A 21,479-nucleotide genomic window follows, 5' to 3' on the forward strand; every position below is an offset into this window, starting at 1 on the left:
AGGAGTTCGCCGCGCCCCTAGCCAGCGATATTAGGCTGTACTTTACCCTGGCTATATCTAAAGTTGCCTGGGTAAAGTATAACGAATTTTATTTGTCTCTAAAAAACAATCTTTTAATCAATCTTAAATTCCTGTTTAAGTCCTTGCCAGCAATCGGTATAGTCCTTCTGTCGTTCAGGAATACGCATTGCTTGTTCAGTGACTTGCCATGGATCTCTTGTTTCAAACATAAAAGCCAATGTATTCAAATAAGCTTCGGGCTTAAGCGTTTGTGCTACGGCTTTTTCATAGCTTATTTGATCAGGTCCATGAGGGGTCATACAATTATGAATGCTTACACCTCCTGGTGAGAAGCCTTCTTTTTTTGCATCATACTCACCATGCACAAGCCCCATTAATTCATTCATGTAATTTCGGTGATAATAAGGCGGTCTAAATGTATGTTCAGCGACCATCCATCTAGGGGGAAAAATAACAAAATCTAAATTGGCTACGCCTGGCGTGTCACTCTCTGAAGATAATACTGTAAAAATACTAGGATCAGGATGATCGAAGCTTACTGTATTAATTGTATTAAACAAGCTTAAATCATAACGATAAGGGGCGTAGTTACCATGCCAAGCTACAACATTCAGAGGAGAATGGTTGCATTTTGCTGTCCATAACCTATGTTGATATTTGCAAATAAGAGTAACATTGGCTTTGTTTTGTTCAAATGCGGCTACCGGATACTGAAAATGTCTGGGGTGAGCTAAGCCATTAGCGCCAATGACTCCTAGTTGAGGTAACGTTAGTGGACTTCCAATATTTTCACAAAGATAGCCTTTTGCTTCTGGGCTAAGGAGTTCCATTTTAAATTTAACACCACGAGGAATAACGGCAATCATCCCCGGGCATACATTTAATTTACCAAATTCAGTGTGTAGGTTCACTTCGCCCATATAGGGAACAAAGAGCATTTCTCCATCGTTATTAGCAAAATATTTATCCTGCATAGAGCGAGTGCATTGATAGAGGTACGCATTGATTAGGGGAGTTCCGGCCAGATGAAACAGACCGTCAACAAAGTCAAAGTCTTCTTCTTTGAATAAATTAAGTGGGGACCAACGCAATGGATTTGGTGGTTGTTCTGCATGGTAAGGTTTAAAAAGCTCCACTTCATAAGGATAGTATGTTCCTTGCACTACAGACGGCAATATACGGTAAAGCCAGCTGCGTAAATTATTATGCCTTGGACGAGTAAAAGCTGTGCCACTTAGCTGCTCTGCATAAAGACCTAAATTACAGTGTTGAGGTGAGTTTTGATTGATGGGCAAGGCCCCTGGAACTGCTTCAGTTTGATGATAATTACCAAATCCTTGCAAATACACTGTTGATCTCCTTTAGAGTTTATGTTCATTGAATGGCGATAAGGGAGCTACTTGGTAAAGTCTTCCAAAGTACTACTTTTCCTCATTTTGATCATAATTACTTAAAAAATAATAACTGGTGGCTACTATAGTCTAAAAAAGCTTAAAATGTCGAGACCAAAACGGCCTCGGTTATTCTTTTTAACAAAAGAAGATGTATAATTTAGGCAAGTTGAAATCAGGTTTTGAGGTATTATATGGCTGGTCATAGTAAATGGGCGAATATTAAATTTCGCAAAGGGGTTCAGGATGCTAAAAGAGGGAAGATATTCACCAAATTAATTAGAGAAATTACCGTTGCGGCTCGTCTTGGTGGGGGTGAGGAATCGTCAAATCCAAGATTAAGAGATGCTGTAAAAAAAGCACTTAATGCGAATATGAAGCGTGATACTATTGATAACGCGATTAAACGTGGAGTAGGGGGGCTGGATGGTGAGGCAATGGTTGCTATGCGTTATGAAGGCTATGGACCCGGTGGTGTCGCAGTGCTTGTAGATTGCTTGTCTGATAATAAAAATAGAACTGTATCTGATGTGCGCCATGCATTCACAAAGCATGGTGGTAACTTAGGTACAGATGGTTCAGTATCCTATCTATTTACAAATCAAGGCGAAATACTTATGGAGCCTGGCCAGTCTGAAGAGCGGGTGATGGAAATTGCTATCGATGCGGGAGCAAATGATGTTTCTGTTGAAGAAGAACAGATAGAGGTGATTACCCCTGTAGAAGCATATCATAGTGTATTGAATGCTTTAACAAATGCGGGGTTGAAGATTGAACAATCTCATTTAACCATGCGCGCTCAAACGCTAGTATCTATTGATGATGAATCAGCACAAAGTTTATTAAAATTAATAGATATGCTTGAAGATTTGGATGATGTTCAAGAAGTGTACAGTAATGCGGAATTTTCCGAAACATTATTAGAATCAATAAATTAATGACTATTATTTTAGGGATAGATCCTGGTTCAAGGATTACAGGTTATGGTTTAATAAAAGAATCAGATCGTAAAATTGAATACATTGATAGTGGGTGTATACGCACTACACCAGATGGTGAGTTGAGCCAAAAGTTGCTGCAAATTTATGATGGCATTTGCCAATTAATGGATCAATACTCACCTGAAGAAGTGGCCATCGAACAAGTATTTATGCATGAAAACCCTAACTCTGCCCTAAAATTGGGGCACGCACGGGGGGTTGCTATGGTTGCTGCAGCGTCACATCGTGTTAAAGTGAGTGAGTATTCAGCACGAGAGATCAAACAAACTGTAGTGGGTTATGGTGCTGCCGAAAAAAACCAGGTAAGTCACATGGTAGTAAGTTTGCTGGCGCTAAATAAAGCGCCTCAAAAAGATGCTGCCGATGCATTAGCCATAGCAATTTGTCATAGTCATATGCGCCATCATTTATCAACTGTGATCGGTAGGCGAGGATTAAGGAGAAGGAAAAGATGATTGGTTGGTTGGATGGGCACATTGTTGATAAATATCAGCCAGGAAAATTAGTTCTCAATGTTCATGGAGTTGGATATGATGTGGAAACCTCGTTAAATACCTTTTTTAAATTAGATACGCTAAATGGATCAGTGGGCCTGCATATACATACCATCGTTCGCGAAGATGCATTGCTTTTATATGGTTTTTTAGATCGTCAGGAAAGAGAATTATTTAGGGCATTAATTAAAGTAAATGGAGTAGGCCCAAAGCTTGCTATGTCTATTCTCTCGAGTATCACCCCAAATGAGTTCATTGAATGCATTCAACAGGAAAATGCTGTTTTTTTAATGAAGTTACCAGGGATAGGTAAGAAAACAGCCGAACGGTTGGTAGTAGAAATGCGTGATAGCTTAAAACAATTTTCTGTGCCTTGTTCTGAATCTTTGAAGTCGGATCATAGGATGAGTGATCAGGATGAAGCAGTAAGTGCTTTAGAAGTATTGGGGTATAAGCCTCAAGAGGCATTGAAAGCTGTGAAGAAAGTTAATGATGGGGTAAAAAGTTGTGAACAGTTAATTCGGGACGCTCTGCAAGTGTTAGCAGCGCGATAATAAGGAGCCTGAGCGAAATACAAAATCATCTGATCGAATCTGGTTTTGATTTTCAACACCCCATAGCTCCCAATATATAATTGTTTTCAAAGCTCATTTTAAAAGAGCATATTCAGAGTGGCTTAGAAAGTAGCTATCGGGGTAGTAAGCGAATATCACAGAGCCATTTTTAATGGTATTGATAATAAATTTTGCCAGACTTGCAGCAATGGCAGGACAGCCCCATGAACAGCCAGCACGACCCGCTTTTTTGATAAAGGCAGGTTCAACATACCATGCCCCATGAACGACAACTCGACGATCGTGGGCATTAGAGTTTAAGTTTTTCTCTAATCCCTTGAGATTTAAGGAATAACCTTTGTGCCCAACGTAAGTACCTTCAGTAATATAAGTTCCAAGACTGGATTCTTTGCTCCACATGTCGTTAGAAAATTTATAGGGCACAGTGCCCTTTCCTGAGTTTCGACCATGAGCAACATAAGTTTTAAGCACTAAGGTATATGTTTGCATATCAAAAATCCACATACGACGTTGGTTAGATGGAACGGAAAAGTCGATAATGGTTAGCATGGGATTTTTAACCTTACCTTGCGCAAAGGCTCTTTTATATGCTCTTAAAGCAAGTTTAATAACCACTTTATTTAACCTTGGGGCTGATTGACTTAATCTCTCTAATACTACCTGCTCAGTGGGGATATTTACCTTTTGTTCTATATTGGTGTTCGTGTTGGTAATTTGAGAATGAGTTGCTATTGCTAGAGTGAATAAAAAGGAAAATAGTTTAATCATTGTGCCTCACGTATTTTAGGATTAAAAAAGAACCTCTCTACTGCATTAAAGAATCAGTTCATCATGAGGTTTTGGCTCGCAAATTTCTATTTACAGCGATCTTGCTTTTACCTTATGAAACTTATTTGCAAAGGCTTTTATTTAATCGTTATTTAAGTGGTTAAATGTTAACCAAAAAGAGCGTTATCAATCCAATTGATTATTTTTATATATCATATGAGAAGGACAAATATTTTATTGTTAACAATCAATTAAGGTAATAATTGAAGAAATGGAAAAATTTAAAAAGTACGGATTTTTGATAAATAGAATGTGCTAACGAGTAAACATAGGGAGCGAGGGAGTAATACTTTTATCAATGCGAATAGACGTTTATAATTGACTATTTTCCTGGATGGGTAAAAAGAATCGCACAATGAGTCCTGTACCTTCTTTGGGGGTGTCTAAAAGTAATCTACCTCCATGCAGTTCAGCAATTTGTTGAACGATTGCTAAACCAAGGCCACTTCCAGGACTTTTATTTCCCAAAACACGGAAAAAGCGCTCGAAGACACGGGATTGTAATTCTGCTGGAATCCCTGGACCATTATCACTAACCTCGAGCATTACTTCATTTTGCAGCTTTGAGAGACGAACTAAAATGCGCCCATGTTCATTGCAATAACGGATGGAGTTATCTACAAGATTACGAATCAATATGCCTAAGGCGGTTGAATTCCCATAAACAATTAAATTTTCTGTATTACTTTCGAACTCGAGATCAATTTGCTTTTCCACTGCTGCTGGTGCAAGCATAGCAAGTATTTCTCGGGTTAATCTGCTTAGATTAACCTCGTCTTTCTCATCCATGTGGGCAGCTTCAGGCACAAGCCTGCTCATTGTTAAAAGCTGTTGTACTATATGAGTACTTCGATTAACACTGGCAATAAGTTTTTGTAATGCCTGATTTTTTTCTTCTATATCGTTAGAATGCAACGCAACTTGTGCTTGTGTTTTAAGTGCAGCAAGAGGGGTGCGTAATTCATGTGCTGCATCAGCTGCAAAACGTTTTTCTCGCTCAAATCCTTCTTTAAGTCTAAAAAACAATTTATTCAGCTCATCGATTACAGGTTTAATTTCTTCAGGTACTTCATGTAGATCCACGGGCTCAAGATGAGTAGGTGCCCGGTTTGCAACTTCTTCCGCTACTTTATCCAAACTATCCAATCCCCGACCAATAATTATCCAAATTAATAGGCCAGATAATGGAAAAGTCAAAAGCATGATGTAAAGATCGTCTTGAGCAATTCGGTGTCCTAATTCATTACGGGTATCATAACGCTCCGCAAGTACTGTACGTATACCTGCTTTAGCATTATAAGTAGTGAACACACGCCAATCCTGATTGGATAGTTTTTTATCACTAAAGCCATCGACTTCCGAAGCTAATGGAATTTTAGGAGCCGTTGATGAATGAAGTAATAATTTCCCACCATTGGTCCAAACTTGAAAATTAAATTTGTCGAGATAATTTTCTGGAGGTTCATCGTTTAAAAATCGCTTTTTATAGAAGGTGTCAATTTTCTGCGGGATTGTTTCAAGTGCATCTTGAATTTTGGCAAGGGGGCGTTGATGGAGATCATCACCGAGTAGGGCCTGATAAGATAATGCAGAAACTGCCATCAAAGTATCCAGGTGATCCTGAATATCTTTTTGATCAAGATAATAATTTCCTATAGCAGTTAAAGTGGTCGTTATTGTAATGGCCAATAAAAGATTTATTAGAAGAAACTTACGTATAGATGATTTCACGATACGATAATACCATCATTTTTTTCTGCCATATATCCAACGCCTCTTATTGTTCGAATAAAATTAGCATTAAGTTTTTTACGTAAATTATGAATATGAACTTCCAATGCATTACTGTCTACGTCTTCTTCCCAGCCGTAAATACTTTGCATCAGTTGTTCGCGCGATAAAACTTGGCCACTGTTTTCCAGAAGTTTTTGTAGTAGTGCGAACTCTCTGCGCGGGACATTGACTAATACATCATCAACAAATACAGAGTGTGCGGCTGGATCCAGAGTAATGTTTCGATATTGCAAAACAGCATCAGCACGACCTTGTGAGCGCCTCACCAGTGCTCTAATTCTGGCGCTTAGTTCATTTAGGTCAAAAGGTTTCACTAGATAGTCGTCAGCCCCGCTATCTAAGCCTTTGACACGATCCTCTACTGACTCTCGGGCTGTTAAAATAATTACAGGGGTAGGATTTCCATCATTACGAATACTTTGCAGTAAGGCAAGTCCAGAGAGTTTAGGCAATCCTAAATCAAGAATAATGAGTTCGAAGGATTCAGATTTTAAAGCAGCACGAGCAGCTTCACCATCTTTAAGCCAATCAACAATATAGCCAAACTGTGTTAATCCAGTTTTTACGGCATCACCAAGTAGTTCATCATCTTCAACCAGCAATAGTCTCATTCTTGCTCCTACTGTTTTTCAAGTTCAGTTCCATCCATGTGCTTTGTAAGATAAAAAGCTTGAATTAATACAAAAAGCAGGGTAAAACCAACCCCCCCAAATAATTTAAAGTTAACCCATGCATCCGTATTAAAGTTATACGCTACGTAAATATTGACCGCACCCATTAAAAGAAAAAATAATGCCCAAGCTGTATTTAATCGTTGCCATATTCTTCTGGGCAGTGTCACATTAGTTTCCATCATTTTTTGAATTAAAGGTTTACCACCAATATACCCTGAACCAAAAAAGACCAGGGCAGAGAGCCAATAAATGCCTGTTGGCTTTAATTTAATAAACCAAGGATTATGGAAAAAGAGGGTTGCTCCTCCTAGAATCATAATTATGGCCAAACTGATTAAATGCATTTTTTCATAATGTTGAAATTTTAATCTATAAAAAGCTACCTGGCTTACAGAAGCTACCATCGCAACGGCGGTAGCCGTATAGATACCAAAAAATTTGTACACAATAAAAAATAAAACTATAGGGAAAAAATCAAAGAGTAATTTCATATTATCTTAATATAAAAAAGTATGTTTCTTTGAGTATAACACAAGTTTTTGTGCTCTCATTCAGCTTTTAATTATTATTAAATAAATCAGTTTGTAACCCTACCAATTACTAGATTTCAATTATTTTCATGCCTTGTTACTTAAAGATAAACATAGATTCTATTAAGTTCAAGTGCTACAGTTTTCATTGCACTTTGCAAGAAAACTAAACTGAACCATTTTTATTAGCATTCCAAGCTATATGAAGTTTATCATACTAATCTTAAGGAGCTATTAAGCGATCTCTAGGATGTCGAGAACAAGTTGCGTCAGGCAGGTGGTGGGGAGGAATTGTCAACACGTCTTATTCTGTTCTTAACCGATAAATATTTTTTGTCCAAGGTATAAGGAGGTATTTCTTGTTAGTCCTGGGTTTAGCGCTAAAAGACGTTCAATTTGAGTTTGATGTTTTTGAGCAATATTACTGAGGCTATCGCCTTTTTTAACCACATAATAAGTGGGTTGATTTATTTTTTTGAAGATAATTAATTGTTGGCCTTTATATAAAGGCTGATTGTTTTTTATTTTATTCCACGTTTTTATTTGCTGTGCGTTAATGCCATAGGTCCTGGCTAAAGTATCATAATTGTCATTAATTTGCACAATATGAATGATGCGATGCACGCTTGATGCGATCATTTGATGTTTCATTGGGAGGGAGTTTGTTGGTTCTTTTTTAACAACAACAGGGGTATTTTTAGTGCTTGGAATTAGAAGAGATTGATGTGGTTTTAATTGGTTTGTAGTGAGTTGGTTTAATTGTTTTATGAAATTTACTGTTGTGTGGTATTTCACTGCAATATTATCTAAACTATCTCCCGGTTGGACTTGGTACATTTCCCAGCTGACACGTTTGTGCTCAGGAAGATTAGCAAGATTAAGATAAAATTGCTGTACTTTTTCGGTGGGAATGAGCAATTTAAAGGGTTTATTAGGAGCTGTGGTCCAGCGATTAAATCCAGGGTTTAGTTTAATGAGATCTTTATAACTCATCCCTGCCATTTTTGCTGCATGACTTAAATCAATAGGGGTTCCTATATTTACTTCCTCAAAATAGGGAAGATAAGCAATTTCTGGAAGCACCAATTTATATCGATCGGGATTGCTGATGATTTCTGCTAATGCAAGCAAACGAGGGACATAAATTTGGGTTTCTCGAGGAACAGATAATTCCCAAAAACTTATGGTATTTCTTGACTTTGGTATCGCTTTTATTGCGCGATCAATGGTTCCTGCTCCCGCATCATAAGCAGCTATTGCTAAAATCCAATCGCCATTGAAAAAATTATTAAGATAAAGTAAATAATTAAGTGCTGCATCAGTGGATGAGTTAATGCTTCTCCTGCCATCAAACCACCAATCTTGGGTTAATCCTAAATCTTTGCCGGTAAGGGGCATTAATTGCCATAATCCAGCTGCACCAGCAACAGAATAAGCAAAGGGATCAAATGCACTTTCAATCATAGGTAACAGTGCTAACTCACCAGGCAGTTTTTTTTTCTTAACTTCGTTAATAATATGATATATATAAGGTTCTGATTGACGACATACTTTGTTAATAAATCCGGGATGGGCTATAAACCATTGAATTTGATCTTGTACTTCAACGCGAGAAGTTTCATGATTTAAAGTAAATTCATATCGTAATACTTCCCATACATTGGGTGCTGTATTCGCTTTGGAACTACAAGTCATACCCCAAAAAATGAGCGTGTAGAATAACAAAACTTTTATCGTGAAAAAGTTAAATTTCAATAGAATTTACCCATGAATTCAATGACTCATCAGTTTACTAAAAATTACTTTGGGATTAAACCCTGGTTGTATTAAATTAGCTCATAAAGAGATTAATTAATACTTTGTGATACAACTTATCCCTGTAAATTTTTAAACTCCCAAGCTTTCAACGAAGAATAAAATAGTTATTTTTCTAGAATTTATTTTAAATTCAAAAGATTAATGTTAAAAAATAACGGATTGCACTGTTTAGCCAATCTTACATAAGGAAGTTGTAAAACAATAAAAATTACAGGAGGTCTGTATGAATAATTTGTTTTTAGCTAAATTAAGCTTTGTAGCTTTAATCGGTACGTCTTTTTATTCAAATTCTACTTTAGCTTCTATTATTACCAAATGTAGTCCTGCAAAAAATGGAACTAAATGTGTTTTTTCTGGAACAGGCTCCAATCTCACTGATTTAATGAACAAAACGATAAAACAGTATCCCAAGGATTTAACTCTTATCATTAATCAAAGTAATACCTTAAAACCACTCACTATTTCAAATAGCAATAACATCACCATTAGTTTGGCTGCAAATGTAACTTTAAAAGCACCAAAAAGGAAAGATTCATCCTGGAAAAATCAAAATGCACTTATTACAGTAGAAAACAGTAATAATTTCATTTTAAAAGGTTCGAGCAGTTCAACAAGTATTATTGATGGTCAAGGATCAACCTGGTGGAATCAAGTTAATGATCGCCCAGTGTTAGTTGAAATTAATAATACATCTGGGATTACTGTACAATTTATCGAATTAATTAACTCACCAAAATATAACTTACATATCGTGAGCAGCGATAATATCAATATCAACAATATAGCAATAAATGCGCCAGCTGATTCTCCTAACACGGATGGGGTTAATACTCATAACATTTCTAATATGTCAATTGATACCATTACCGTAAATAATGGCGATGATGGTATAGCAGTCAATTCGGATCAAGGTCCAAGCAGTGCTATTCGAATTAACAATGTTACCTTAATCAATGGGCATGGTTTATCTATTGGAAGCCAAGTATACAACCCTGTCTTTGATATGACTGTCAATAAAGTAAGCTTTAAAAATTCGAGCCATGGTCTAAGGATTAAAACACGCTGCCCATCAGAAGATCCCTCTAAATGTCCTCAAACCAAAACGGGCAGTGTCTCAAACATATCCTATGAAAATATAACTATGACTGGAGTGGTGTATCCTTTATATTTTGATCTTGATTATGGTACTAATGGAAATTATAGCTATGTAAATCTGAGTAATATTACCTATAGCAATGTAGTAGCAACAAATTCCAAAAATCCAGCTTCGTTAATTTGTTCTGAAAATAATGGTTGTACTAATATTGTTTTTAACTCAGTTAATATAGACACAAACGGGAACTGTCAGGGTATAAATGGTGGTAGTTATGACAAAGTAGTTCCGTGCCCCTTTAATCATAATGCCGTACCTCATTGATTTATATAGTAGGAATAAACCAAGGCACAGCCATACTCTAAACTAAAAATACTCACTCCAATTATAGGCCTTCGAATATAATTGGATGATGGACTTTCCCGCTCTGTGCATGGCCTTTCGTGTACAGAGGATTTTTTAATAGAAAAAATGATAATGAAATTATTGGTTACTTGAATGAATTTTTCTCCTCTCGTAATATCCGGAATATTTCCAGTGAGTTAAGCGATTTTGCCCCGTGTTTTAGGGCGAATTGCTGTACCTCGGGTTTATCAGTGCGTAAAAATGGATTAATTGATTTTTCTAATTCTAGAGTAGAGGGGAGCGTGCAAGAGCATGGGGAATCATGTATTTTTTGCAAATGTTTTTTTACAGATAAGTTGCCAGGTTCCACTGTTTGAGCAAAGCGTAAATTTTGTTGCGTATATTCATGGGCGCAGAATATTTTTGTAGTTTTGGGTAATTCTTGAAAAAGTTGTAAAGATTGTTGTAATTGTTCTAAGGTACCATCGAATACTCGTCCACAACCAGCTGAAAAAAGTGTATCGCCACAAAATAACCATTGGTGTTGGGATTCATAATAGCTAATATGGGTGGATGTATGCCCTGGATTAAATAATATATTGAAAAGACATTGTCCTACCTGAATGGTTTGATGTTCCTCTATAGGATTGTTTACGTAGGGAATTCGTGGGTCTTTAGGGCCATAAACGGTGCAAGAAGGATAGGCTTTAATGAGTTCATCTACGCCACCGATATGATCGTGGTGATGGTGAGTTAATAAAATAGTGCGGAGATTGAGATGATTTGAGTGTGCAAATTGCAATACGGGTTTTGCATCCCCTGGATCAACGCAATCAAAGACGCCAGATTCTTCATCAATAATTGCCCAAATATAATTATCAAAAAAAGCAGAAATAGGAATTAATTTCATCAATTGGCCTCAATATGAAAGAAACAACCTTCTGGATTAAAATAACGCTTAAGAGTGGTTAATACAGTTTTCATTTCTTCCGCTAATGTAAATGGAGGATTAATAATCCATAAACCACAACCGTACATACCCTCAATAGGATTTGCTGTTAAGCTAAATTCAAGATGCAATGTATTTTTTATATTGATGTCCTTCATACCTCTATTTAACCTATCGGTTAATTTTTTATCCACAAGAGGATACCAAAGACAATAAACTCCTGTAGAAAAACGCGAATATGCTTGTTTTAAGGCAATTGGAATTTCTTTGTATTCTTCTTTTATTTCAAAAGAGGGATCAATAAAAATTAATCCTCGCTTTTCGGGTGGTGGAAGCAGCGCTTTCAATGCCAGTACGCCATCACTTCTACTGAAATGTACTTTTTTATTAAAACGGGGTAATTGAGTGAGGACTTCAAACTCTCTCGGATGCAACTCACAAAAATACATTCTATCTTGCATACGTAACAAATTAGTGGCCAGGTAAGGTGAGCCTGGATAATATCTCAATGTCTTTGCAGGGTTAAGTTGATTAATAATATTGAGATAATCTTTGAATAGAGGGTTGAGGGACTGTTCATGAGACCAAAGTAATTGAATTCCATGTTGGTATTCTTTTGTTTTTTCGGCTTGTTTGTTTTTTAGGTCGTATAAACCTGCCCCTGAATGAGTTTCAAGATAAAATAATGGTTTATCTTTTAGTGTTAGATAACACAAAAGACGCGTTAAAGTTAAATGTTTGATGACATCAGCAAAATTTCCTGCATGATATCCGTGTTGATAACTGAGCATAAAATTCCTAAAACATTTTTTAAATTGTCTACTATACTCTTTTTAAGAGAGTATAAAAGGGGAAAGTTATGGAACTTCACGAAGATTATGATGACCAATCATTCTCTGATTATAACTACGATGATGAGATTGAATCTGTGAGTCATCGAAAAAACGTGAGACGCATGCTTGAGGAAAAGCTTGAGCGCAAACGCTTAAAAGAAGAGTTCAGGGACGATTTCGATGAATTAAGCGGTGATTTTGATTGGGATATCTTAGATAAATAATGATACATTTCAGATGAGATGACTTTAGTGCGTACCCTAGTATTAGAATAGTCTAAAGGGTTACTTTTACTTAGGTACGTGGTTTAAAATTCCGGTAGCATTTTAGAGTATTTTCAAGTAATGTCACTATAGTCATTGGCCCAACACCGCCTGGAACTGGGGTTATCCAGGAAACCTTATTTTTTGCACTTATAAAATCAACATCTCCCCTAATACTACCATCCGCTAATCGATGTATACCGACGTCGATGATAATTTGATCCTTGCTAAGCCAGTCGGTGTCAATAACATCCATTTTCCCTGTTGCCACAATTACTAAATCGGCAATACGAACTAGATTTTCAAGGTGTTGGGTAAATTTGTGGGCAATTGTTACTGTTGCACCTGCCAAGAGTAATTCCAAGCTCATAGGGCGGCCGACTATGTTAGAGGCCCCAATGACAAGAGCATGTTTTCTTTTCACTTCAAGGTGGTAATGTTTTAATAGATTCATGATACCCAGTGGGGTACATGGACGTAATAAAGGATTACGTTGCGCAAGTCGACCTAAATTATAGGGATGAAACCCATCCACATCTTTTTCTGGTTTGATGCGTTCAATTATTGAGCTCTCGTTAATATGTGAGGGCAAGGGTAATTGTATGAGGATACCATCTATTTGATCAGAACAATTTAACTGATCAATAAGATTAATCAATGCTTCTTGTGTTGTTTCTTCAGGTAAATCGTAAGAATGAGATACTATGCCCACTTCGGCACATGCTTTTCTTTTATTTGCTACATAAACTGTTGAAGCGGGATCCTTGCCAATGAGAACAACAGCAAGACCCGGTGCGCGATGACCTTTTTCTATATGATCCCGCACTTGATCTTTTAATTCATTGCGACGCAGAGAAGCGACAACTTTTCCATCAATTAAAAATGCCGACATAATTACCTATGAGAAAAGCGAGGCGCTAATTATGAATTAGCAGTTGGTGTAATGCAATAGTGTTTTACTGGAGTGAGTCAATAAATTACTAAGTTACTAAATAAGACTGATTTACGTATCTACCTAGTGAGATAGGAATTACCCCAATAAGGGCCTAATTACTTGAATCAATTCACAAATAATGTTAGCTTTTTTTATATTAAGCCCTAAGCTAGTTCAACTCCAAAGGGCGTGGAGCTCCTTAGTGAAAAAAAATGTCTTGTTTGCAGCTTTATTTGCACTTACTTTGCCAACCTGTGTTGATGCGTTAGGTTTAGGCGAAATGAAAGTAAAGTCTGCCCTTGAACAACCTTTTGCGGCAGAAGTGAACTTAATCGATGTACATGAGATCTCATTATCGAATGTTCGCGTTAGCATAGCGGATCCTCAAAGTTACCAAAGTCTTGGTGTAGAGCGACCGGGAGAAGCGGATTCCCTTTTTTTTGAAATTAAAAAAAAATAAGCAAAGGAAATTTGTTCTAGTTATTTACTCTACAGAGCGAATAACAGAACCTTATTTGCAACTGATTATTGATTTAACTTGGTCAAAAGGGCAAATCTATAAAGTCTATACGGTATTATTAGATCCTCCGGGTTATAAACTAGCAAGTACAACTGCCCAAAGTGGCTTGACCTATCAACGACAGTTCTCTAATTACCGTTCAAATACTGTTGTTTCATCAAATAAGAAAATTCATAACATAAAGAAAGAAGTCTATGGTCCTACAGTTACTCAAGAAAATGTATGGCAAATTGCACAAAGATATAAAACATCTGATACCATTTTACCTCAAATAGTTCTAGCAATCGTTGGTGCAAATCCTGATGCATTTACTGATGGCAATTTAAACGGATTAAAGGTTGGGGTTCGTTTGAAGATTCCATCTGCTCAAGAATTTATCAAGGTTCCAGCTGATTTAGCGACACTTGAAGTGATGGCCCATGATAAAGCATGGAATGAAAAAACAGCAATTAATCATGTATTGTCACCGCCTTACATGAGTGGACAAACATCCAATATAACTCCTCCAGTTGAGTATTCGCAAATTCCTCCAGTGCCAAAACTTTCAGGCTCGGCTCTTCCTGTAACGAATCAGACGCAATCTGAGCCTACCTCAGTAAGCATATTACCGCCATTGGAAAATCAAAAACAAATTAGCTACGAACAAAGTAGGACTTTAAATGCAGAAATATCGATTACAACTGCGGCAGTAGACTCTTTACGAGAATCTAATGCTTTATTAACAGAGCAATTAAGCTTATTACAAACACAAAATAAAAAATTACAAAAGCAGTTGGATGTGCGCGATAGGGAAATTACATCACTACATAAGCAAGTTCAAACCTTGCTACAAGAACGTATTGCTGAGCAGGGCAGCTCTGGTTTATTTAGCGGCATACCCTCTAATTTCGGGTCTTTGATTATTTGGTTACTTATTGCAACAGGTGCAGGTAGTATCGTATTTTATTATTTTAAACGTAAGGAAGAGAAACAGAATCATAAATCACAACCAACCCATTCTGTGGAAGCGGATTCAGCTTTGATTGAATCTCCTTTGAATACAAAAGAAGAGCCCATGGTAGAAGTTAGGGCAAGCGAGCGACCGTCGCAGCCAGAAATAAAATTAACTCCTGAACCTCAATTTTCGGATCCATTAACAGAGGTAGAAAATTTAAAGGGCATTGATGATTCTAAAGAAAGAACTTCTGCTTCTATTGAGCTTCCCCATAAACCAGGAAATAGTGAAGAACGATCAGGAGCAATAAGTGTAGTAGATGCCACATTAGATTTAGATGAAGAGCAGTTAACGAAATCAAAGCATGAAAATAAAAGTGTATCTAGAGAGATTCAGGCTGAAGAAAACCTATTAAAATTTGAATCAGCTGCCACCAATGAAGATGTCACATCAGATTTAGATGACGATCAATTAACGAAATCAGACCATGAAAATCAAAGTGTGTCTAAAGAGGGGGGGACTGAAGAAAACCTATTGGAATTTGAATCAGCTGCCACCAATGAAGATGTCACATCAGATTTAGATGACGATCAATTAACGAAATCAGATCATGAAAATCAAAGTATGTCTAAAGAGGGGGGGACTGAAGAAAACCTATTGGAATTTGAATCAGCTGTCACCAATGAAGATGTCACATCAGATTTAGATGACGATCAATTAACGAAATCAGATCATGAAAATCAAAGTATGTCTAAAGAGGAGGGGGCTGAAGAAAACCTATTGGAATTTGAATCAGGTTTATATGACACAATTGCAAAAGGGCTTATTCATGATACAGATTATTCTAAAGAAGCCGACAGCGAGAATGAACCTGGCCTGGAGTTTACTTTATCCCCCCCAGATCTACAGAACCCTACCCACAATGAAGTGGATCTTTCTTCCTTAAAAAATGAAAAAGCGTTAGATACTCTTTTGGCTCTGGCTAGAACATATATTGGAATGGAAGATAAAGAATCCGCTTTAAACTCATTAGATGATGTACTTAGACATGGTACCAAGGCACAAAAAGAAGAAGCAAAGCGCTTGCTTGCTGAGATAAAGGGAAAGTCTTAATTTATTAATATTCTACGGATAACGTGGAGCTCATACGTTTTTGCAAGTATTCATTGAATGAAAAGTGAAGTACATTCATACATATGTCCGTTTATTTGGTTGGAAAGTACTATTTTAGCTCACTCTGGTATTGGTGATATGCGCGCTCATTCCCCTAAGGTTTGTTGCATTCTGCTCTATGGATGTGAGCCCCATTTTTAATGAGTAATTGATGAATCAGAGCACCTTCCGAAGTATTTTTTTTTGCTAACTCAAGAGGAGTCTGGTAATAACAATCACTCAAATTTACGTCTATATCGGGAGATTCGAGTAATAGTTTGACAATATTTAAATGATTTGCTTCAACTGCATAATGTAACGCGCTTTTATTTTCTGCATCTGTTTTATTGATTTCGGCGCCATAGTTAAGTAATTCTTGAACCGCTTTAATGTTATTTGCAATTGATGCCATGATTAATGGTGTTTGGCTACGTTTATCAAGCGAATCTTTGGGGCAGGTTCGAAGACATATTTTCACCATATCATTGTCGCCATATCTAGCCGCATAATGCAGCGCATTACGTCCTTTTGCATCAGTTAATTGCGCTACTCCATCAATATCAAGCAATAATTTAGCACAATGATGTTGTGCATTTAAAATGGCGGCATGAACAGGAGAATGGCCTAAATTATTAGAGATAAAGGCAAGTTCTCTTGTTTGAGGGTGTGAGAGCAGATTTTCTATCAGCTTATCATAGCCATATATGGACATAATATGCAAAAGTGTATCATTAGACTGATTTCTTTCATTCAAAATATTTTCAGGAGAGCAACTTAACAACATAAAAATTAACTGCTTATTTTTTTTCATTCTTTCATTATGTAGTATCGGAAGCATTAAAGTAGAAAATAGGATGGACTCTCCTTTTGCATTTTTTTCTTGCGGATTTGCTCCAAGTGATAATAAAGTTTCTGTCGTATGGTAATGGCCTCGTGCAGCTGCTAGTTGGAGTAATGTATTATGATTTATTTTAGTATTTATTTGTTTAGCAGATGGTTTTAGTGTTCTCAAATAGCTATCTAGCCCAAAATCTACGATAAATTGTAACGAAGTCATACCTTTTAAAGCAGGCACAGGCATCGTCAAATTATCAGTTTGAGTATTTGGTTTAATGTGTTCAAGAAAGCCTGTTGCCAAATCTTTATAAGCTGTAAACTGTTCCAGAAGAGTTCCCTCAAAGTGGAGATCAGTACTTACTGTTTGCTCACACCAATTAATTAATTTATCCAAGTCTTGGGCTAGTGGAGGGTCTTTTATGTCTAGACTTCTACATAGTGCTTCAAACTTCGTTATCATAATTAGCTCCCAAATGAGTCATTTATATATTATACCTATATAAGGTATTTTTATGCCCCCACCTATGAGCCAAATATAGTCTATATTTTAAATAATCGCTAACCTTGTATTTTAAGGTGATATTATGTTTGCTAGATTATTTGGCAAAAAAGATTCTTCGCCTTCTTCTCTCCCTAAAATAAAATTTGTCAAATTATCTAAAGATGATCATTTGGGTTTAGCTTTAACGGATTTTCAAAAATTTCGCAAAGATCTTAATAGCGCAATAATTGAATATAATGATGCTCGAAAACCTGAAGCTAAAAAAGCAGCCTTAGTTAAAATGCAAAAAGCAATAAACTATATTGACTTCCATGTTCCACCAGATACCTTAGCGACAGCAATTGGATTTCATGAATTAAAAAAGAATTTGTTTCTCCAGATGAAGAAAGCATATGCTGAGAATGGGATTAATACCATGTTGAGACAAGGGCGTTCTGATTCCCTTTTCACTCGGATTATCTCGGATATGTCGCCTGATAAAGCAGATCGATTAATGGAAATTTTACATCAAGGTACAAGTGACATGGATCCTTCAATGAAGTCTCGAATACAAAGTGATTTGAATGGATTATATGACTTGATGGATTATTCTGATGAAGCAAATCAATGGAGGGATTTTTGTACCAAGTATTCAATTGAATTTTTAGGAGGTAGTAACTCTAGGAATTACAAAGTGACAAATATTGATGTTACTGATCCTCAGTATGGAAGTATTAAAATTCTTAAAATTGACAACCGGCTGGGGATGCCAAGGCATATCGAGCAACATTTACGTGTAAGTATGGGGGATGTTTTTAGTTCAATAGGTGCGGATCGACAGGTTAGAGGGGTGAATGATGAAGGACACATCGTCTCTAGAACATTACTTATAACCGATTTTTGTACATCGGGTTCTGTAGAAGACCACAGTACAAGGGTTAGAGCAATAAGCAGAGATAAAACATTTCAAGAATGCAGTAATATTATGGGACAAATGACCCAATTGTTCATGAGAATTCAAGCGGCTAACTGTTGTTTTCCGGATGCTAAGTTGACTAATTGGTTGGTGGAGGGAGAACAACTACGCTTGGCGGATACTAAAAGTTTTGTATTTACAGAGGGAGGGGGATACCTTAAAACAATCCCCGGAAATGAACATGTGTGTATCTTGCGTACTCCCGGGTTTATGCCAACGGAAATAGATAGTTCTTCATTTAAGGCAGAAAATCTACATGCCTCTCTTTTAGGGCGTAATATATATAGCTATCTTACTGGTTATTGGCCTGACTCAATTGATCTGAACGTTCCGATATTTAAGAGCGAGATTGGTAAAGAATATAAGCGGTTGATAAAGCAGCTAATACAAGATCCTCCTGACAGTAGAATGAGTTTGAATGATGCTGCTAAAAAATTACAAGAGTTAGGACTTTATTTTGAGCTAACTTATAAAGATATATTAGGTAAAGTGAGTAATTTAAGTTCAGTACTTGATTGTGAAATAAAACCATTAGTAGTAAATATTATAAGATCTGATATCGATAATATTGGATTTGACAAAGATGCTACCGCGTTAAAGATAAATATTAAATTAGATAAAGTAAAAGAAAGTGCTGATAAGTGTGATGCGCTCATGAAAAAAATCAGCGCGCTTAAAATTGCTGATCAAAATGATATGTCTCTATCCAGGCTTAAAGAGGCACAAAGAGATGCAATACGCCATGCAAAATCAGTAGATGATTTAAAGATAAAATTAGACGAGTTTGAGACGAAATTAAAAAAAGACTTGGTAAAGCAAGAAAAATTGAAGCAAAGCGCTGATAAGTGTGACGAGCTCATTGAGAAAATTAACGCCCTTAAAATTGATAGTCAAAATATCATCCCTTTAGCAATGCTTCAAGATGCAAGGCGACATGCAGTACGTGATGCTACTTCAATAGATGACTTTAGGGAGAAATTAGATAGGTTTGGGAGAAGTTTAAATGTCGAGCATAATAAACTTGAAAGGCTATTGAGTGAAAATGCTCCCAGGTGTGAGCAACTCATGAAGGACATCAGTAATCTTAAACTTGATGATAAGAGTGTTATGCCCTTATTAATTCTCAGGGATGAAAGACAAAATACAATACGTGATGTACGATCAATAGACGAATTTGGGATCAAATTAATTGGCTTTAGGACAAAATTAGAAGAAGTTCAATTGAAACTTCGAAGCGATATAGCTGTGTATCAAAGGTTAAAAAATGATTTAATTCATTTAAAAGTCTGTAAAAACGATAAAGAAATGGATAAGTTTCTAAACGATTGCGATAAAGCAATAATGCAGAGTGGGAATTTGGATGAGCGGTTGAATCAAATAACGAAACAAAATCAAAAAATGGAGAGAATAATTCATGGTTTAACTTCCTCGGAAAATCAAGAGATAAAAAATCTTATCAAGAAATTTGATGCTAGAAACAAATGGTATACCATAGGGATGGATAGGAAAGCACGTAGAATCGAGAGAGCCCTTGCGAATGTCCCAATAGAGGAACGAGCTAAATTATTAAGTTCAAATCATGAGACTGTAACCAATTTACTTGATGCTATTGCATGGAAAAGGAAATCTGTTTTTAGCAGCGCTAAAAACAAAGAAGGAAAAATTGAAATAGAGAAGTCAGCAGATTCATTTAAAGACTTTAGAATCAAATTCAAAGATGCGATTGCAAAAAGACAAGATGTTAAACTTGAAGAGATTCCATCACCTAAAAGATCATTTAACCATAATGAGCATTTATAATGCTCACTATTACATAAATTATTTGTCAAAAAGATAACTCATGCTGGCTAAAATTTCATTGGAATGATAAGAGCCTGGATTTAATGATTGATTTGACCATGTTCCAGTTCCATTACCCGAAGGGTATGGACCCAGATCCTGATAAATATAACCTAAGGAAAAGATAAACCGGGATAACAAATGTATATCTATACCAGCACCTATGTTGTAGGCAAATTCACTGGTATTGGCTGTTCTGAATCCTGGACTAACGCGCGGTGTCACGCCTTCTAATGCTGTTTCATTATAATTAGAGACTTTATTAAATGAACTCCCTATACCTCCATTGATATAAGGTGAAAACATTCCATGCTTAAATAGATTCATTTTGCCTGAAATTAGCAGGAGGTTCGAAGTAAAATCAAAATGATAATTGTAATTAGTAAATTGGGGTAAGGAGTATTGTGTAATTTGACCATTGAGCTGGGTCTTGAAAAAATACTGCCAAAATAGGCCAAGTGAATAAGAAGGAAACCAAATATGGTCGTTTTGCCATCGACGGCCTACAGTTGCTGCAATAACCGCCCCTTTGTCACTGGTAATTGAGTATTGATCATAATTGTAAGGTGCTGAAAATACAGATCCATTATTTACTTGTATCTGAGAGTGCAGCTCAGGAAATTGTACTCCTGCTCCAAGTGAGATAAACCAGTTGCCCTGAGCATTAAAAACCGATTGGAGTGATGGCTTTTGTACGTATTCAGAATTTTGAGAAAAAGAGGTATTATGACATACGAGTAATAGGGCAGTAATACATGGATAAAATAAATTCCATTTCATAAATTTAAGTCTCGAATTTTTAATACAAATTGTTATAGATACGCTAACCTCTAATTGGAAACCGAGAAACTATCATAAATGAATTCAATAAATCAACATAAGACAGCAAAGCAACGATTAATTTATCGATCAGGAATGAGGAGTTGGTAGTATACAATTTAAGCTAAAAATCTGGGTTTATTGACTTTTTGTTTCCACTACCACCGTGTAGCGTATTTTTTACAACAACCAGCTTAGCAAAAAACAATATTAGAGATTCATATCGTTTGGGCGTAGAAGAGTCAAATGAATTGCCAATAAACACGATGAACTCTGGGTTTCAGTAAGAAATGACGATAATATTTTAATAAACTTGAAATCAATTCCAGTTAAAGTATAGACAAAACAAATGCTGTATTATAAATTGACCCTTTTATC

Annotated in this window: 19 protein-coding genes; 8 read left to right on the plus strand and 11 right to left on the minus strand. The window is 36.4% G+C overall.

The window, feature by feature from the left end; translation table 11 throughout:
- Window positions 1–113: 113 nt before the first annotated feature.
- On the minus strand, window positions 114–1,370 hold the full coding sequence (hmgA, locus tag EKG34_RS00925) for a homogentisate 1,2-dioxygenase (protein WP_003632146.1): 1,257 nt from the start codon (window positions 1,368–1,370) through the stop codon (window positions 114–116).
- A gap of 236 nt (window positions 1,371–1,606) precedes the next feature.
- On the opposite strand from hmgA, the gene EKG34_RS00930 reads away from it, so the two are divergent.
- From EKG34_RS00930 to ruvA, 3 genes are read left to right on the plus strand one after another with little or no spacing between them, the layout of a single operon-like run.
- Window positions 1,607–2,350, plus strand: coding sequence for a YebC/PmpR family DNA-binding transcriptional regulator (locus EKG34_RS00930; protein ID WP_003632145.1), 744 nt, complete (start codon window positions 1,607–1,609; stop codon window positions 2,348–2,350).
- Entirely contained in the window at window positions 2,350–2,868 is a 519-nt protein-coding gene (gene ruvC, locus EKG34_RS00935) for a crossover junction endodeoxyribonuclease RuvC (protein ID WP_003632144.1), read from the plus strand. Before EKG34_RS00930 ends, ruvC begins: the two co-directional genes overlap by 1 nt.
- A complete protein-coding gene (ruvA, locus tag EKG34_RS00940) occupies window positions 2,865–3,461 on the plus strand; it encodes a Holliday junction branch migration protein RuvA (protein WP_003632143.1) in 597 nt (198 codons plus the stop codon). Before ruvC ends, ruvA begins: the two co-directional genes overlap by 4 nt.
- Before the next feature lie 93 nt (window positions 3,462–3,554).
- On the opposite strand, the gene EKG34_RS00945 is transcribed toward ruvA, so the two are convergent.
- The 5 genes from EKG34_RS00945 to EKG34_RS00965 form a co-directional block, all read right to left on the minus strand.
- Window positions 3,555–4,250, minus strand: coding sequence for a murein L,D-transpeptidase catalytic domain family protein (locus EKG34_RS00945; protein WP_003632142.1), 696 nt, complete (start codon window positions 4,248–4,250; stop codon window positions 3,555–3,557).
- 372 nt (window positions 4,251–4,622) lie between these two features.
- Window positions 4,623–6,041 carry an ATP-binding protein gene (locus EKG34_RS00950; protein ID WP_012978997.1) on the minus strand — a complete coding sequence of 473 codons (1,419 nt, stop codon included), beginning with the start codon at window positions 6,039–6,041 and terminating at the stop codon, window positions 4,623–4,625.
- Window positions 6,038–6,715: a response regulator gene (locus EKG34_RS00955; protein WP_003632139.1), complete on the minus strand. Its 678-nt coding sequence runs from the start codon at window positions 6,713–6,715 to the stop codon at window positions 6,038–6,040. Before EKG34_RS00955 ends, EKG34_RS00950 begins: the two co-directional genes overlap by 4 nt.
- An 8-nt stretch (window positions 6,716–6,723) precedes the next feature.
- The gene (locus EKG34_RS00960) at window positions 6,724–7,269 is read right to left on the minus strand and encodes a septation protein A (RefSeq protein ID WP_003632138.1); all 546 of its coding nucleotides are present in this window, start codon (window positions 7,267–7,269) and stop codon (window positions 6,724–6,726) included.
- Between the two features lie 354 nt (window positions 7,270–7,623).
- A complete protein-coding gene (locus tag EKG34_RS00965; protein ID WP_012978998.1) occupies window positions 7,624–9,063 on the minus strand; it encodes a lytic transglycosylase in 1,440 nt (479 codons plus the stop codon).
- Window positions 9,064–9,349: 286 nt separating this feature from the next.
- On the opposite strand from EKG34_RS00965, the gene EKG34_RS00970 reads away from it, so the two are divergent.
- Window positions 9,350–10,543 (plus strand): glycosyl hydrolase family 28 protein, encoded by a 1,194-nt coding sequence (locus EKG34_RS00970; protein ID WP_003632135.1) that lies wholly within the window; start codon window positions 9,350–9,352, stop codon window positions 10,541–10,543.
- 166 nt (window positions 10,544–10,709) lie between these two features.
- Here the strand turns inward: EKG34_RS00970 and gloB are convergent, their stop codons facing one another.
- Window positions 10,710–11,474 (minus strand): hydroxyacylglutathione hydrolase, encoded by a 765-nt coding sequence (gene gloB / locus EKG34_RS00975; protein ID WP_003632134.1) that lies wholly within the window; start codon window positions 11,472–11,474, stop codon window positions 10,710–10,712.
- The gene (locus EKG34_RS00980; protein ID WP_012978999.1) at window positions 11,474–12,304 is read right to left on the minus strand and encodes a 23S rRNA (adenine(2030)-N(6))-methyltransferase RlmJ; all 831 of its coding nucleotides are present in this window, start codon (window positions 12,302–12,304) and stop codon (window positions 11,474–11,476) included. The genes gloB and EKG34_RS00980 overlap by 1 nt, the downstream gene beginning before the upstream one ends.
- Before the next feature lie 68 nt (window positions 12,305–12,372).
- Here EKG34_RS00980 and EKG34_RS00985 point away from each other — a divergent pair, with 68 nt between their 5' ends.
- Window positions 12,373–12,570 carry a PA3496 family putative envelope integrity protein gene (locus EKG34_RS00985; RefSeq protein WP_003632131.1) on the plus strand — a complete coding sequence of 66 codons (198 nt, stop codon included), beginning with the start codon at window positions 12,373–12,375 and terminating at the stop codon, window positions 12,568–12,570.
- 70 nt (window positions 12,571–12,640) lie between these two features.
- On the opposite strand, the gene folD is transcribed toward EKG34_RS00985, so the two are convergent.
- Entirely contained in the window at window positions 12,641–13,501 is an 861-nt protein-coding gene (folD, locus tag EKG34_RS00990; RefSeq protein ID WP_003632130.1) for a bifunctional methylenetetrahydrofolate dehydrogenase/methenyltetrahydrofolate cyclohydrolase FolD, read from the minus strand.
- Window positions 13,502–13,745: 244 nt separating this feature from the next.
- Here folD and EKG34_RS18470 point away from each other — a divergent pair, with 244 nt between their 5' ends.
- On the plus strand, window positions 13,746–14,003 hold the full coding sequence (locus tag EKG34_RS18470) for a type IV pilus assembly protein FimV (RefSeq protein ID WP_223800006.1): 258 nt from the start codon (window positions 13,746–13,748) through the stop codon (window positions 14,001–14,003).
- Complete coding sequence (locus tag EKG34_RS00995) at window positions 13,984–16,110, plus strand: FimV/HubP family polar landmark protein (RefSeq protein WP_242616746.1); 2,127 nt, start codon at window positions 13,984–13,986, stop codon at window positions 16,108–16,110. Before EKG34_RS18470 ends, EKG34_RS00995 begins: the two co-directional genes overlap by 20 nt.
- 154 nt (window positions 16,111–16,264) lie before the next feature.
- Here EKG34_RS00995 and EKG34_RS01005 read toward each other — a convergent pair whose 3' ends face one another.
- Window positions 16,265–17,446, minus strand: a complete 1,182-nt coding sequence (locus EKG34_RS01005; protein ID WP_012979001.1) for an ankyrin repeat domain-containing protein — start codon at window positions 17,444–17,446, stop codon at window positions 16,265–16,267.
- Between the two features lie 124 nt (window positions 17,447–17,570).
- Between EKG34_RS01005 and EKG34_RS01010 the strand changes: the two genes are divergently transcribed.
- Complete coding sequence (locus EKG34_RS01010) at window positions 17,571–20,243, plus strand: hypothetical protein (RefSeq protein ID WP_003632127.1); 2,673 nt, start codon at window positions 17,571–17,573, stop codon at window positions 20,241–20,243.
- Between the two features lie 18 nt (window positions 20,244–20,261).
- Here the strand turns inward: EKG34_RS01010 and EKG34_RS01015 are convergent, their stop codons facing one another.
- Window positions 20,262–21,062, minus strand: a complete 801-nt coding sequence (locus tag EKG34_RS01015) for an outer membrane protein (protein ID WP_003632125.1) — start codon at window positions 21,060–21,062, stop codon at window positions 20,262–20,264.
- Window positions 21,063–21,479: the final 417 nt, after the last annotated feature.

Source organism: Legionella longbeachae, from assembly GCF_004283175.1.
Classification (GTDB): Bacteria; Pseudomonadota; Gammaproteobacteria; order Legionellales; family Legionellaceae; genus Legionella; species Legionella longbeachae.

Bases quoted from the DNA above. Each gene is read 5' to 3' on its own strand.
- EKG34_RS00930 (WP_003632145.1), top strand. From the start codon at position 1,607: ATGGCTGGTCATAGTAAATGGGCGAATATTAAATTTCGCAAAGGGGTT.
- ruvC (WP_003632144.1), top strand. From the start codon at position 2,350: ATGACTATTATTTTAGGGATAGATCCTGGTTCAAGGATTACAGGTTAT.
- ruvA (WP_003632143.1), top strand. From the start codon at position 2,865: ATGATTGGTTGGTTGGATGGGCACATTGTTGATAAATATCAGCCAGGA.
- EKG34_RS00945 (WP_003632142.1), bottom strand. From the start codon at position 4,250: ATGATTAAACTATTTTCCTTTTTATTCACTCTAGCAATAGCAACTCAT.
- EKG34_RS00955 (WP_003632139.1), bottom strand. From the start codon at position 6,715: ATGAGACTATTGCTGGTTGAAGATGATGAACTACTTGGTGATGCCGTA.
- EKG34_RS00960 (WP_003632138.1), bottom strand. From the start codon at position 7,269: ATGAAATTACTCTTTGATTTTTTCCCTATAGTTTTATTTTTTATTGTG.
- EKG34_RS00970 (WP_003632135.1), top strand. From the start codon at position 9,350: ATGAATAATTTGTTTTTAGCTAAATTAAGCTTTGTAGCTTTAATCGGT.
- gloB (WP_003632134.1), bottom strand. From the start codon at position 11,474: ATGAAATTAATTCCTATTTCTGCTTTTTTTGATAATTATATTTGGGCA.
- EKG34_RS00980 (WP_012978999.1), bottom strand. From the start codon at position 12,304: ATGCTCAGTTATCAACACGGATATCATGCAGGAAATTTTGCTGATGTC.
- EKG34_RS00985 (WP_003632131.1), top strand. From the start codon at position 12,373: ATGGAACTTCACGAAGATTATGATGACCAATCATTCTCTGATTATAAC.
- folD (WP_003632130.1), bottom strand. From the start codon at position 13,501: ATGTCGGCATTTTTAATTGATGGAAAAGTTGTCGCTTCTCTGCGTCGC.
- EKG34_RS01005 (WP_012979001.1), bottom strand. From the start codon at position 17,446: ATGATAACGAAGTTTGAAGCACTATGTAGAAGTCTAGACATAAAAGAC.
- EKG34_RS01010 (WP_003632127.1), top strand. From the start codon at position 17,571: ATGTTTGCTAGATTATTTGGCAAAAAAGATTCTTCGCCTTCTTCTCTC.
- EKG34_RS01015 (WP_003632125.1), bottom strand. From the start codon at position 21,062: ATGAAATGGAATTTATTTTATCCATGTATTACTGCCCTATTACTCGTA.